The organism is Floridaenema flaviceps BLCC-F50, assembly GCF_041929275.2.
In the GTDB taxonomy this organism is placed as follows: Bacteria; Cyanobacteriota; Cyanobacteriia; order Cyanobacteriales; family Aerosakkonemataceae; genus Floridanema; species Floridanema flaviceps.
Window position 1 is genome coordinate 136,823 of record NZ_JBHFNR020000001.1, and the last position, 14,228, is coordinate 151,050.

The following is a 14,228-nucleotide window of genomic DNA, read 5'->3' on the forward strand; positions in this document are numbered from 1 at the left end:
AAAGATAGCGCCAATTCACCCTTAATCGTAGACTAGGGAAGGTTACACGGCAAATGTTTGTTGGTATAAGGCGACTGAAGTCACGGCTACACAAAACTTAGTCCGCCTTCGCGGACTGAAGAAAGTTGCGTCTATGATTGGTTATTTTGCAACCAAATTATTAAATCTGTGGGTTGTGAGAAATCTAATAATGCTTCTCCCAAATCTTCTAATTGTGGAATCGATAAAGTCTGAATTTGCGCTTGGATTTCGGGAGTGAGTGGGCCAATTTTACGGATAAGTTGGCGCATAATCACTGCTATTTCTCCTCGTTGCAAGATATCTTGATAAATCACAGATTCACGCATAATTTCCTTGTAGGCGGACTTACTATTTTATTTATGCCTGATGAGATTCCAACCAAGCAGTTAAATCTGCTAGCTGAGAAAAATCTAATAATGCTTCTGCCAAGTCTTCTAGTTGTGGAATCGATAAAGTTTGAATTTGGGCTTGGATTTCGGGAGTGACTGGGCCGATTCGACGGGTAAGTATGCGTAGAAGCATTGTTACTTCTCCTCGTCGTTGTCCTTGTTCCAAGATATCTTGATAAATCACAGATTCACGCATAATTTCCTCTCTAAATAGTTGGGTAATCAAATTTTTGTCAAATCGCAGACCTGCGAGAATTTCCGTACAAGCTACTACATTTTGCCGTTGCTGCGTTTCTTCAATATTAGCTACGCGATCGGCAACCTGAGCCAGTAAAGTTTGGGGTGAGTCTGTTCGTGCTAATGTTGCCAATGGTAAAAGCCCAGAGTTGGCTAACAGTGGCGCGGGGTCTTGTTCCCACATTCGGATGACTCGATAGCGATGCTGGGTGTTTGGGGAAGTAAACTCGTTGGTAAAGGCGATTTCTGAAGTTGTGGGCTTGAGAAAAATTACCACTTGTTCGACATTACAGCGATATTTTCGATGCAGTCTCAGCCAGTAGTCAAGCATCCGTAGTGGGAGTGGGGGATCTGATGCTGGTAGGGTTTGAAATTCCAGATGCAGAATTAGATTTGGGGTTTGTAGTAAGGTGATGGAATCGGCGCGAATTGGTTCGAGGTTGAGTTCAGTTTTTAGGACTTGAATGTTAGATGTTTCCGATGGGAGTAACCAACGGACAAATTCGGCGGGGTATTGTTCGGCTAGGTATTTACAAAGGTTGTCGGTGTTCAATGGTGAATTGGGTAGGGACAAATTTGTTTAGTTTTTATTTTGACAGATGGTGACGGTTAGGGGTGATGGATAGGGGGTGCGATCGCTCAAATTTGTTCAATTTCATTTATCTCTTCTTCTGATAAATCTGCGTAAACTTTAGCAGCTAATTTAAGCATCATTTCGTTTGGATTTATATATAGATTTTGCATTGGTGGCATTACCGAAATGCCATCCAGATTCGTGAATAATATTATAGGGTCAATTTATGGATTGACCCTACATTTGGCGTTTTTTGTTAATTTCTAAATCTGCTTACCAATTCCTCACGAGACAATTGCACCAATAAGGGAGTAAATTCTTCTGGTGGAAAAGTCAAGATAGAGTCAATTAAAGCAGATAACTCTGCATCTAATTCTCCAAATCTCAACTTTAATAAATTTTCCACTATTAAACGCTCTCCTTGTTGAATACCTTGTGCGATGCCTTTTTGTTCAACTTGTGCTAGCTTTTCTTGCAGCAAAGGTTGTAATCTCATAACTAACTCCCGATCGTCTGCTTCTAAACTTTGATTGATGTTTAAATTTTCTCGTAATTGATAGAACAATTCCAATATTTTGTCTCGCCATACATTGTCGGGTGGCAGTGCCTCCAATTCATCAATTGCTTGTTCTTGTACTTTCTTCCTTCCAAATATTCTTAGCCAAAGTGTTTCTGGGGTTTTGGGTAATTGATGAATTACGACAATGGCTGTTCTTAAATAATAACCAAGAAAATAAACTCCCGCGCCCCAATCGTCCTTTAGTATAGCGTGGAATCCTTCTAAAATGGGGGCTGAGGCAGTTGGGGTGAGAATCCATAAGAAAGGTAAGCTGATGGGTTCATCTGGTGCATTTTTGCGCTTTGCTTGTCGTTGAATGCTTTCTCGGACTTCTAGCGCTTTCAGAAGGCAAGTACAAATTTCATCTGGGTCAACGGGATTGCGAAATGGTTCAAAGATTGCGGCTGTTTCTCCCAATTTTCCTAATAATCCTAAATTTTGTGATAGGATTTCGGGGGAAGCATTGGGAATGAATATGACATCGATTTCTCTTGTTTCGGATGTGACTTTTCGATCGGACCTGACTTGTCCGTAGGGTGTTAGTAGTTCTTCTAGGCAATCTTTAGCGAATTGATCGTGAATGAAGCGAGTCATTATTAGGTGATTGAAAGGCTTTTGGAGTTTTTATTATTATATAATAAGATTGAAAATCATAAATTAATGATGACAATATTAGTTGATATGGTTATAGCTATTATTAAAAAATAAGATTTATTAATAATGGTGTTGCTTCGTACTTAACCTAGTGAGTGTGTAGTTGCGATCGATCAGTTTATACAGATTCTCCTTTCCATGATTCGCATCACCCGCCTGCGATTCAAATCGCAGGCTAATAGCGAAAGTCCTCTGAAGAGGACTAGGTTATAAGAGAATATTTCGCCTAGAGAAAGCAATTACTTTTGCTTTTATTCAGTCGGATTTATCCGAGTTTAGCTATTAGCCTGGGAATTGATTCCCAGGCGGGTGATGTATTCGCCACCGGGAGACAGATGCACTTTTGATTATTTGGTAGGAATAATCAGCATCCAAACGCGATCGGGAATACCAATTTCTAAACCAATTGCGCTTTCTTTAATTGCCAAAAAAAACACCCGCAATCTTTATAAATTACGGGTCATATATAATTAATTAATTGGCTTATCTAGTCGTCCTAGCACTCGTTCTAGTGGTATTTTTTGTGGATGCTTCCAACGTGAGATTGATGATGGCTGCTAGCAATAGAGCAGACCCAAGCAAAGCCTACCAAACCACCTAAAACTCCACCAACTGTAGCACCTATAGGGCCACCAATGGCAGTTCCGGCGTATGCACCTAGTTTCATTGGGCCAAAAAATGCTAACTGATAAGCAGCCGAATGCGGATCTTGATGTGTCATTTTCTTTTTCTCCCGGCTTTTTAAGCCTATTTATTAGTAAAAATTTGAGGGATGATGCTTTTATAGCCGCAACGAAATTATGTTAATTTTTGGCTAAAAAGCATCATATTTAACGCTGAAAATCAAGAGAGAGTAAGTAGATTTTGAAGAAGCAAACCTACTGTTTTCCTGCACCTAAAACACCTGCGATTCCTGCGCCAATGGCAGCAGCAGGAGCTACCCCGGTCGCTGCACAAACTACAACTGCTGCGACAATACCAATTTTTGTTACTTTTAACCAAGTCGGCTCATAGAAATGAGTGTGTGGATGTGGTAAATGCAAATGGTGATGTCCGTGACAGTGATTAATTCCATGAGTTGGGCAATAGTTAAAGTTGCCAGACATTTGGATTCCTCCATAGATTTCTTTTCAACTGTTACCTGCGAATATTTATTCGAGGTGCATGGTTCAAAAATAACAATAGTAAATTTGAATGGCAAGTAATTTTGTAGACTGTTGTAGGTTATTGTCGATTGTAGGTTATTGTCGATTTTTGTAGATTTGTATTTTTTATATTTTTATTCAGCGAAGATTGATTCTTTGCCATTTTATCCCCGATAATATGTGCTAACATCCCATCAGAATAACGGTCTATGAATTTACCGAGATATGAAGATTACGAGGGAGATTTCCTCAATGCAATGGCGACCCGTTTCGGCTTCACGGGTAAGAATAGCCTGATATTTGAGAAACGTTTTCTGGAAGACAATAGAGAAGTGACTCACAAAAAATTAGTTGCTAATTCTAAGTTCGTAGAAAAGTTGATTGAGGGAACCAAAAAAAAGTCAAGTAAGGATGAGGAAGCTAAAAAAGATGAGGAAGCTACTCAAAAAGAAGAGGAAGCTAAAAGACTTGAAGCTTCTCGCATCTTTCGTCAGCAGTTGGCTGCAATTTGTGAAAAACTGGAAGCGGCGGGGTGTCCTCCTAGCACTGGTGATGGTCGTTGGTTGAATGCAAAACGCTGGCTGCGCGAGGAAGTATTTCCCCAATGGGCGAAAGAGCAAGGTTTGGTAGGTCTTCACCCTTGGGAACAATTACTGAAACTGGCTACCCCGACAGACAAAATGGGGCCAAAACTGGCTGGGGTGCTGGATATGGGGAGTGATTATCAAGAATGCGTGCCTTTGGGCAGTAATATTATTTTTGAGGTAAAGCTTGAGACTCCGGGATACTTACTGCTGCTGGAAAAAGGCACAACTGGCAGGTTTTGGTGCTTGTGTCCTTCAGTTTATGCGCCTCAGCCGTCTTTACCTGCGGGTGTGGCTGTTTTGCCCCAGCCTGTTTCGGGGAAAAAATCGTTTAAAATTACTGGCAGTATCGGTCTAGAGCAGATTGTAGCCGTTATTGGGAAGGATAAGCCAAATTTAGATTGGTTGTCAGAGGGAAGCGGGAAAACTTTGCAACTGGAAGAAGGGCATTTGAATGAATTACTAAAATGTTTAGAACGTAGTGGAGATTGTAAGGTTCTCTACACGGAATATACTGTAACAGCATAATTCTAGAACCCAAGTTTACATCTGTTCATAAATGATTTTGTTAAATCAGAAAATGTTCAAATGAAAGCAGGTTAGTGATAAAAAAATTACAATGTAATTCAGGAGAAATAATTAAAATGGCATTTGGGGGAGAATCGAAACCAGATTGGTGGTCAATTTTTACAACACAAATTAAAAAGGTAATTGCAGGTTGGAAGGAGGGGCTATACAAAGAGTTTCTTTCCTTCAAAGAGCGGTATAAATTGTATGAAGAAATACTAAAATCCGAGATTGGAGAGGAGGAAAATATTTTACAAAAAAACTCTGCTTTGATAGATAAAAAGTTTGTGGCAATAATGAAGCATTACTGGGTTAACAAGAAATCTTTTAAGGCAGTTTATGGAGAGCAAAAGGTTGAAAAGTTAAAAAGTTTAGCAACGCAATTAGAAAATACAATTACACATGAGTATCAGCAAAAACCAGAGGTCAACGAATTATCTAATTGTCATAAAGACGCTGAGGGAATAACTCTTGTTGGGCAATCTTTCAAAACACAAATTATAAAAATAATTGCTGGTTGGACGAAGGGGCTATACGAAGACGTTCTTTCGTTTAAAGAACGGTATAAATTGTATCAAAAAATCCTAAATTGCGAGATTGGAGAGGAAGAAAATATTTTGAAAAAAAACTCTGCTTTTATAGATAGAAAGTTTGTGGCAATAATGAAACCTTCTTTTGCTGATAGGGAATTTTTGAAGGCATTTTATGGAGAGCAGAAGGTTGATAAGTTGCAAAGTTTAGCAACACAATTGGAAGACGCAATTACACATTGGTATCAGCTAGAACAAGAGGCTGAGGAATTATCTAGTCGGCATAAATACGCTGAGGCAATAACTATTTCTGAGCAATCTTTGAAGTTAGCACTACAAATATTGGGGCCAGAACACTACAATGTTGCTGCTAGCATGAATAACTTGGCCCAACTTTACAAGTACCAAGGCGAATACAGCCAAGCTGAATCTTTCTTCATAGAAGCCTTAGCTATGATCAAACGCTTGCTAGGGCCAGAACACCCCGATGTTGCTACTTGTCAGAGTAACTTGGCAGGACTGTACAGATTCCAATGCAGATACAGTGAAGCTGAACCCTTGTTAGTGGAAGCCTTAGCCTTGTACAATCGTCACTTTGGGCTAGAACACCACAAAGTAATTGATAGTCTGAATAATTTGGCACTACTGTACAAATACCAAGGCAAAAATACTCAAGCCGAATCCTTGTATCTAAAAGCTTTAGAAATGAACAAAACCCTGTTCGGACCAGTATACCCCATTGTTTTCGCTATCAGTTTGAATAATTTGGGGACACTGTACTACTCCGAAAACAAATACAGTGAAGCCGAACCCTTATTAGTGGAAGCCTTAGCCTTGAACAAACGCCTGCTAGGGCCAGAAGACCCCGCTTCCGTTGCTTTTCAATCTAGCTTGGGAGAATTGTACAGATGCCAAGGCAAATACAGTGAAGCCGAACCCTTGTGTGTAGAAGCCTTAGCCTTGAACAAACGTCTGTTTGGGCCAAAGCACCCCAATGTCATTGGTAGTCTGAATAATTTGGCGGCATTATTAGCAGCAACCAACTGCTGTAGTGAGGCTCTGGCACTCTTGGAACAATCTACTGAAATTAGAGATGGCATGCTCTACCAAATGTTTGCTGCTAGCTCGGAAAGCGAGCGTCTCGCTTATCTCGAAACAATCAGAAATAGTTTTTATAAGTTTCTCTCCCTAGTTAATTCCCACCTTTCTAACTCTCCTGAAGCAAAACAAGCAGCTTATGATTTGGTACTCAAACGCAAAGCTTTAACTGCCGCCGCCTTTGCTGCTTTCAACTATGCTTTACACAGCGATCGCTATTCTCACCTAACACCCCAGTTTAAGGAATGGCAATCTTTAAGGGCAGAACAAATTCACTTAATCTATTCTCCACCCTTACCTAATCCAGAAATTACCGAAGACGAGTTTCGCACGCACCAAGCAGAATATAAAAAGCGGCTATCCGATCTAGAAACAGAATGCAAAAACTTAGAAAAAGTACTAGCATCCCAAGTTCCCGAAATCCAACTGCAACAGGAACTCGAAACTGCTAACCGTCGTGCTGTTGCTTTGGAATTACCAGAAGGTTCCACTTTAGTAGAATTCGTGCGATTTGATGTTTGTGATTTCCAAGCAATCCCGGCGCGTGGTGAATCACAATCGAAACCTGCCCGCTACCTGGCTTTTATCTTACCAGCAAAACAGCCAGAAAAAGTAGAGATGATTGATTTAGGAGAAGCAGAACATATCGATAAATTATTGCGGGTATTTCGATCTTACTTTTCTGGCAAAGGTGACTTGCTGGATATGGGAGATGATGACGAGGAAACCCCTACCTTTATGAAATACGATCCCGCCTCTGGTATGGAACTGCGAAAAGCGATTTTCGATCCCATTTCTGCTGTGATAGGCGATAGTAAATATTTGCTACTTTCTCCCGATGGCGAATTGAATTTGTTGCCGTTTCAGTTATTGCCGGATGAGACAGGAACGCGATTTTTAATGGATGAATATACTATTTCTTACCTCAGTGTCGGGCGCGATATTTTGCGTTCACATTTTCAACCAACTCGTCCCGCTACTGCACCTTTAATTATTGCCGATCCTGATTTTGATTTGGGAAATGAAGCAAGCGCAACGGGCAAGATGCCCATCCCACAAGAAAAATCTGTCTCTTGTGGGGTGGGTGTCTCACCCGCCCAGTCCATTGATGCAAGTTATCAGACAAACCAACTTCTCAACACCTTAGCAGGCAATTCTTTGGAACGCGCACCAGGTACAAGGTTTCTGGGCGAAGCTGTTGCCAAAAAGCTGGAAGTATCGCCGTATTTCGATGCTGAAGCACTGGAAACTCAGATTACAACGAGCCAATCTCCCAGTATTCTGCTGATTGCTACTCACGGCGTTTTCTTACCCGACTTGCCCCATCAACCAGCCACTTTGGAGAGTCGGGTATTTGGGAATCGCTTTTCTGCTACAAAAGTAGAAAACCCGATGCTGCGTTCTGGACTCGCCTTAGCAGGTGCGAACATCTGGCTATCTGGCGGAACTCTACCCGAAAAAGCTGGTAAAGGCTTTCTGTTTGCCCAAGATGTAGCCGCACTTGACCTTTGGGCGAATGAACTCACGGTTTTATCGGCTTGCAATACTGCGATCGGTGATGTCAAAATTGGCGAAGGTGTTTTCGGTTTGCGTCGTGCTTTTGCTGTCGCCGGAACGAAAACTTTAGTAATGAGTTTGTGGCCCGTTCCAGATAAAGCAACTGCTCTATTAATGGAGCGTTTTTTTGATAATTTGGAACGCGGTTTTGGTCGTTCCAACGCATTACTAGAAAGCCAAAATTATATCCGCAACATCACTGTCAGAGAGTTACGCCGATCGGATCTCGGTCGCGAAGTATTAAAAGAATTATTAACACAAAATGACTTATCTTGTCAAGAAGAAAGACCTTTAGAACATCCTTTTTATTGGGGTGCTTGGGTTTGTCAGGGAGAGACAACAGAATTAAAAGATGTTCTTAAGTAGGTAGATATAAATAAAGTGAAAACTGGGGCGGGCAGGATGCCCACCCCACAAGAGTTCCAGCTTTATTGTGGGGTGGGCATCCTGCCCGCCCCATCCTTAAATAACTATTATTACTTTATTTATTTACACCTACTTAGTCTAAATTAGGTGCGTGACGGCAAAAAGGGATAACAGTCAAGATTCTTCGAGTTAAACCGTCACACACCCTACTATTTATAAAATTTTTCCAGCATAACTGCATAGGTCGTTTTCGCCCAGACATATAGAGGAGTAGACAAGCAAAAAATCTTTCTACAACTGATTCTGGGTATAGGGACTATGAAATTTAATTTTAAACATCTCAGCTTGATTCCCTTAACTTTATTCATTGCTTTGGGTACTCCAGTTTCGGCTATTACAAATGTCAAAACTCCTGTTATCCAAGCGCAAGCTGATGATTCTAAATTAGATGCAGCAATTCAATTGTATGAACAGGGATTAGAACAGTACAAACAACAACGAATTTCGGAAGCATTACAAACTTTTACCCAAGTTTTAGGAATGATGCGGAAACTTGGTCATAGTCAAGGCGAAATGTTAACTCTTTATCGATTGGCGATGATTTACGAAGATTTGCAAGATTATCCCCAAGCGCAATCTGCTTATGAAAAGGCGTTGGTAATTAGCCGGAAGTTGAACGATCGCTTTAATGAAGCTGCATACTTAGATTATTTAGGTGTTGTTTATAGAAGACAAGAAAAATATGCCCAAGCTATTGATTATCATCAACAATCTTTGGCACTTTTTCATCAATTAAAAGCTCCTCGCAGTGAAGCTATTGTTCTCCGCAATTTAGGTATGGCTTACCTGGGACAAGAAGGATATGAACAAGCATTAAACAGTTTTCAAACAGCATTAAAAATTGAAGAATCTCTGAATCAGCCAAGGACTAAAGCTGTTACTTATTATATGATTGGTTTAACTTACAGTTATCTTAACCGCCAACAAAAAGCTATGGATTCCTATCAACAAGCTTTGTCTTTGTTCCGGGAAGTTGGCGATCGAGAAGCTGTTCAAGAAACTCTACGCCAAATTCGCGGTGTGCAACAAGCAATGTCTCAAGTTGGATAATAAAAAGTACGTTGTTGCGCTGTCTTCGCTGAAGCGCAACAACGTACCTTTTAGGATTCTGGAAAAGTTGAAAGTTGTGATGTAGCTATGGAGGATGTCAATATGGTTCCGGGAGAAGGAAAAATGCAGGGTTCTTTTAAAATGGGTAATTATTTTGGGGTGTTGATTGGGCTTTTGCGCGATCGCAAAGGCTTTTTAGAAGAAATTCGTCAAGGCACTAAAATCAATCATAAAATCATTGCCTTGCTGGTTTGTAGTTCCATGTTTTTTGGCATTTATGGAGCAATCATCGGTTTATCTCATAGTCCAATTCAAGGATTATCTGCTGCTGTTAAACTACCAATTCTTTATTTGCTCACTCTTTTAATTTGCTTACCTACTCTCTACATTTTTAATATCTTTTTCGGTTCTAGTCGTAGCCTAGCCCAGCATTTTCTCGTTGTATTAACGGCTGCATCAGTGATTAGTGCGCTGTTAATTGCTTTTGCACCAGTGACTTTGTTTTTCCTGATCACTACTAATAATTACCAATTTTTTAAATTACTAAATGTTGCCATTTTCATCTTCACAGGCGTAATTGGTGTACACTTCCTTTATCAAGGAATGCAGCTAATTTCCGATCCTGACACGGAAGGTCAACCAACCCGCACTCGACTGTTACAATTTTGGTTAGTCCTCTATGGGTTTGTTGGTAGCCAACTGGGATGGACTCTTAGACCAATCTTTGGCTCACCCAACACAAAATTTGAGCTATTTCGGCAGTTACAAGGTAACATTTATCTTGATATCGTCAAGGCAATTTCTGAAGTACTAGGTTTTCACTAAATGAACTTTCCTCTGGCGCGGCAATATTTCTACAGAGAGATTCATCAGGCTGAGAAAAACATTAGTTTGGCAAAAGCAGCCTTGTATATTGCTCAAGAAGAATATCCAGACCTCGATCCAGAGGAATATCTCAATGCTTTAGATACAATGGCAGAGGAAATCGAAGAACGTTTACCCAGTGAACCCTATCCTTTAAGAATTATCCAATGTATTAATAATTACCTTTATGAGGATTTGGGTTTTACTGGTAACAGTGATGATTACTACGACCCACGCAACAGCTATTTAAATCAAGTAATTGAACGGAGAACTGGTATTCCCATTACTCTTTCTTTGGTTTATTTAGAAATAGCGCAACGCATCGATTTTCCGATGGTAGGTATCGGAATGCCAGGTCATTTTTTGATTCGTCCCGATTTTCAAGATGTGGGAATTTATGTGGATGCTTTTAATCGAGGGGAGATTTTATTTGAGCAAGATTGCGAACAAAGATTGAGCCAAATTTATCAGCAACCTGTGAGAGTTTCTGCGAGTTTATTAGAACCTGTAACTCCCCGACGCTTTTTGTCACGAATGCTGATGAATTTGAAAATGATTTATCTTAATCGGGGGGAATGGCAGAAGGCTTTAGCGAGTATTGAACGGATTTTATTGTTGTTTCCTGGGACTCCGACAGAATTACGCGATCGCGGTTTACTCTATTACCAAATTGGCGAATTAGCAACAGCTTGTCAAGATTTAGAAAGTTATTTGATGCAGGTTCCTAACGCCGAAGATTCTAGTTTTATTAGGCAATTAGTAGCCCAAATTCGAGAAAATTTATAAGGATTTATTAACTATTTAAAACTTTGAGCTTGTTCTTGAGCAACTATTTTTAATCTGCGTAATTGTGCTTGCATATCTTTTTTTGTCCAAGCTGCTGCAAAAGTATTAAATCCCCAACGAACGATCGGGTTAGCAACTGTAAATTCAAAGCGATTAACTAATAGTGTACCATCACTTATAGGTTGGCATTCCCAGCGATCGCGCCCTTGAAAAAATCCCGTAAATTCCCACACAATTAAACCGGGTTCTCTTTCCACTACTGTACTGTTTAAAGCAGGTTCTAACAGGGGAATTTGAATTACAAATCGACTGCGACTACCAATTTCTGTACTCCAGTCGCCTATAGGATCGCAACGCAAAGCTGGGTTTAACCAACGGTGCATTAAATGGCGATCGGTAATACAGCGTTCTACTACTGTAGCACTAGCTTTGATCCCAATTGATTGCTCAAAAACTTGCTTATCTGATGTCACGTTCAATTGTATCCCTTTGGACTCAAACTTCCGGGACAATGATTCAAAGATTACGGTTGAGTAAATATTCTCATTTACCCCATCATATCTTTGAATTATCCTCTTACGTAATTATCAACCAAGTTTTGCACTTTTGGATTAAGAGAAACCATAAATTTTGCTGATTTTAGCCCAAGTTTCCTGTACGTTAAAATTTAATTAATATTTAACTTTTGACGAATGGTAATTAAAAGCACCCCGGCTAGGGGTAGGTTTTACTTAATTCGTGAAACAGGCTATTCTGAAGACTTGTGAATTGGTTAAAGAATTTACCGAGCATCCGAGTAAAATAGTTGGTTAGCTATTTACCCATAAAGGTAGATGACAAGTAGAAATCGGGAAATTATGCTTGCGAAAGCTGATTTTATGGTATGTTAACCAACAATTCTGACAATAAATCAGAAAAACTATGAATAACATTTGGCAAAGTACAGCACATTTAGTTTTGAGTGTGCCTACTCACCCTCATCAAATTGTGGCCCAGGTTACAAAGACAACTAACCCAGTAAATGAGACGGTTGATGTTGTCCAGCGAACCACTACTAACATTGGTCAATTTTTACCCAATTTGTTAGGTGCGATCGTCATTTTAGTTTTAGGCTGGCTATTAGCGATCTTAATCGCTTGGGCAGTCAAGCAACTACTAAATCGCACTAGCATTGATAATAGGATTACGGCTTGGGTGACAGGGCGACCTGACGCGGAAAGTCTACCTGTAGAAAAGTGGATTTCTGACATAGTATTTTGGCTCATTTTCATCTTTGCTATAGTCGCTTTTCTCCAAGCACTTCAGCTAACGGCGGTTTATGAACCTCTCAATAATTTACTGAATCAGGTCTTTACTTTCCTGCCAAAATTAGCAGGAGCCGCTATTCTTTTAGCTATTGCTTGGGTAATAGCAACGGTAGTTAAATTGGTAGTTACACGATCGTTACAAGCGTTACGATTAGATGAGCGACTCAACCAAGAAGTTACCGATACAAACAATCAATTTTCTCTAAGTGAAACGATTGGTAATACACTGTATTGGTTCATATTTTTGTTGTTTCTGCCCTCAATTTTAAGTACATTAGAATTAGAGGGAACTTTACAACCAGTACAGCGATTACTCAATGATATCCTGTCAATATTGCCGAACATATTTGCGGCGATTTTGATTGCAGCAGCAGGTTGGTTAGTTGCCCAAGTTGTGCGGCGAATTGTCACCAATTTGTTAATAGCTGCGGGAACGGATAGATTAGGGAGTCGTGTGGGAATTAATCCCTCGACAACGGGGCAATCTCTATCTTGGATTATCGGTACAATTGTTTATGTACTGATTTTAATTCCGGTAGCGATCGCAGCCCTGAATGCGCTGAGAATTAATGCGATTTCGATTCCGGCGATCGCCATGCTCAATGAAGTTCTCAGTGCAGTTCCGAGAATTTTCGCAGCAGGAATTATCTTAGCGGTAGCTTATGCGATCGGCAGATTTTTAGCTGATGTTGTCACCAGTATTCTAACCAGTATTGGTTTCAACAACGTTTTCAATTGGATTGGTTTACCAACACCCAGAACAACTCGTAGTAGAATTATTGTCTCTCCCTCAGAAACTCCCATTGATAGTCCGACACCAGGAGTAGTTGAAGAAAAAACTACTTCGAGAACTCCTTCCGAAATTGTCGGAATTATTGTGTTAGTGGGGGTTATGCTGATAGCTACAGTCGCAGCTGTAGAAGTTCTCAACTTTGCAGCCCTCACAGCAATTGTTACCGGAATTGTTGCTATCGCTGGGCAAATTTTAGTTGGTTTAGTGATATTTGCGATCGGTTTGTATTTAGCAAATCTCGCTTTCAGTATCATCACCAGTTCGGGAAATCAACAAGCAGTTATCCTGGGTAATGCGGCGCGAATTGCGATTATTATCTTAGTTTCAGCAATGGTTTTACAACAAATGGGCATTGCTGCGGATATCGTTAATTTAGCCTTTGGTTTATTGCTTGGTGCGATCGCTGTTGCCACAGCAATAGCATTTGGATTAGGTAGTCGCGATGTCGCTGGCGAACAAGTTCGAGATTGGTTAGAATCCTTTAAACGCAAAAAGAATGAACCACCTCGAATCTAGTTAACCAATTCAACAATTTTAAGACTTGAATTAGGGTGCTTTCCAAAGTGAAAAAGCACCCATTTTTAGTTAAATTCGTTGTAACGACTTCAATCGTACCTATCCTCAAGAAAAACACTAAAGTGTTTACAACGAACCTGGTTTGTTGTAACGACTTCAGTCGTACCTATCCTCAAGAAAAACACTAAAGTGTTTACAACGAACCTGGTTTGTTGTCGCGACTTCAGTCGTACCTATCCTCAAGAAAAACACTAAAGTGTTTACAACGAACCTGGTTTGTTGTCGCGACTTCAGTCGTACCTATCCTCAAGAAAAACACTAAAGTGTTTACAACGAACCTGGTTTGTTGTCGCGACTTCAGTCGTACCTATTCTCAAGAAAAACACTAAAGTGTTTACAACGAACCTGGTTTGTTGTAACGACTTCAGTCGTACCTATCCTCAAGAAAAACACTAAAGTGTTTACAACGAACCTGGTTTGTTGTAACGACTTCAGTCGTACCTATCCTCAAGAAAAACACTAAAGTGTTTACAACGAACCTGGTTTGTTGTAACGACTTCAGTCGTACCTA

At 40.2% G+C, this 14,228-nt stretch carries 12 protein-coding genes; 6 read left to right on the forward strand and 6 right to left on the reverse strand.

Annotated features, from left to right (window positions below; translation table 11 throughout):
- Positions 1-131: 131 nt before the first annotated feature.
- The 5 genes from ACE1CI_RS00625 to ACE1CI_RS00645 all read right to left on the reverse strand — a co-directional run bounded on the left by ACE1CI_RS00625 (position 132) and on the right by ACE1CI_RS00645 (position 3,540).
- Complete coding sequence (locus ACE1CI_RS00625) at positions 132-347, reverse strand: DUF4351 domain-containing protein (protein ID WP_413264560.1); 216 nt, start codon at positions 345-347, stop codon at positions 132-134.
- A gap of 31 nt (positions 348-378) precedes the next feature.
- Positions 379-1,200 (reverse strand): DUF4351 domain-containing protein, encoded by an 822-nt coding sequence (locus ACE1CI_RS00630; protein WP_413264562.1) that lies wholly within the window; start codon positions 1,198-1,200, stop codon positions 379-381.
- Between the two features lie 277 nt (positions 1,201-1,477).
- The gene (locus ACE1CI_RS00635; protein WP_413264559.1) at positions 1,478-2,374 is read right to left on the reverse strand and encodes an RpnC/YadD family protein; all 897 of its coding nucleotides are present in this window, start codon (positions 2,372-2,374) and stop codon (positions 1,478-1,480) included.
- A gap of 568 nt (positions 2,375-2,942) precedes the next feature.
- Complete coding sequence (locus ACE1CI_RS00640; protein ID WP_413264558.1) at positions 2,943-3,155, reverse strand: hypothetical protein; 213 nt, start codon at positions 3,153-3,155, stop codon at positions 2,943-2,945.
- Between the two features lie 157 nt (positions 3,156-3,312).
- Positions 3,313-3,540: a hypothetical protein gene (locus ACE1CI_RS00645; protein WP_413264557.1), complete on the reverse strand. Its 228-nt coding sequence runs from the start codon at positions 3,538-3,540 to the stop codon at positions 3,313-3,315.
- A gap of 248 nt (positions 3,541-3,788) precedes the next feature.
- On the opposite strand from ACE1CI_RS00645, the gene ACE1CI_RS00650 reads away from it, so the two are divergent.
- The 5 genes from ACE1CI_RS00650 to ACE1CI_RS00670 all read left to right on the forward strand — a co-directional run bounded on the left by ACE1CI_RS00650 (position 3,789) and on the right by ACE1CI_RS00670 (position 11,041).
- Positions 3,789-4,691, forward strand: coding sequence for a DUF4384 domain-containing protein (locus tag ACE1CI_RS00650; RefSeq protein ID WP_413264556.1), 903 nt, complete (start codon positions 3,789-3,791; stop codon positions 4,689-4,691).
- Between the two features lie 116 nt (positions 4,692-4,807).
- Positions 4,808-8,281 carry a CHAT domain-containing tetratricopeptide repeat protein gene (locus ACE1CI_RS00655; RefSeq protein ID WP_413264555.1) on the forward strand — a complete coding sequence of 1,158 codons (3,474 nt, stop codon included), beginning with the start codon at positions 4,808-4,810 and terminating at the stop codon, positions 8,279-8,281.
- Positions 8,282-8,599: 318 nt separating this feature from the next.
- Entirely contained in the window at positions 8,600-9,391 is a 792-nt protein-coding gene (locus ACE1CI_RS00660) for a tetratricopeptide repeat protein (protein WP_413261580.1), read from the forward strand.
- A gap of 123 nt (positions 9,392-9,514) precedes the next feature.
- The gene (locus tag ACE1CI_RS00665) at positions 9,515-10,216 is read left to right on the forward strand and encodes an actin-binding WH2 domain-containing protein (RefSeq protein ID WP_459563985.1); all 702 of its coding nucleotides are present in this window, start codon (positions 9,515-9,517) and stop codon (positions 10,214-10,216) included.
- On the forward strand, positions 10,217-11,041 hold the full coding sequence (locus ACE1CI_RS00670) for a SirB1 family protein (RefSeq protein WP_413261578.1): 825 nt from the start codon (positions 10,217-10,219) through the stop codon (positions 11,039-11,041).
- An 11-nt stretch (positions 11,042-11,052) separates the two neighbouring features.
- Here ACE1CI_RS00670 and ACE1CI_RS00675 read toward each other — a convergent pair whose 3' ends face one another.
- A complete protein-coding gene (locus ACE1CI_RS00675; protein ID WP_413261577.1) occupies positions 11,053-11,520 on the reverse strand; it encodes an SRPBCC family protein in 468 nt (155 codons plus the stop codon).
- A gap of 442 nt (positions 11,521-11,962) precedes the next feature.
- Between ACE1CI_RS00675 and ACE1CI_RS00680 the strand changes: the two genes are divergently transcribed.
- Positions 11,963-13,657 carry a mechanosensitive ion channel gene (locus ACE1CI_RS00680; protein WP_496615174.1) on the forward strand — a complete coding sequence of 565 codons (1,695 nt, stop codon included), beginning with the start codon at positions 11,963-11,965 and terminating at the stop codon, positions 13,655-13,657.
- Positions 13,658-14,228 lie beyond the last annotated feature (571 nt).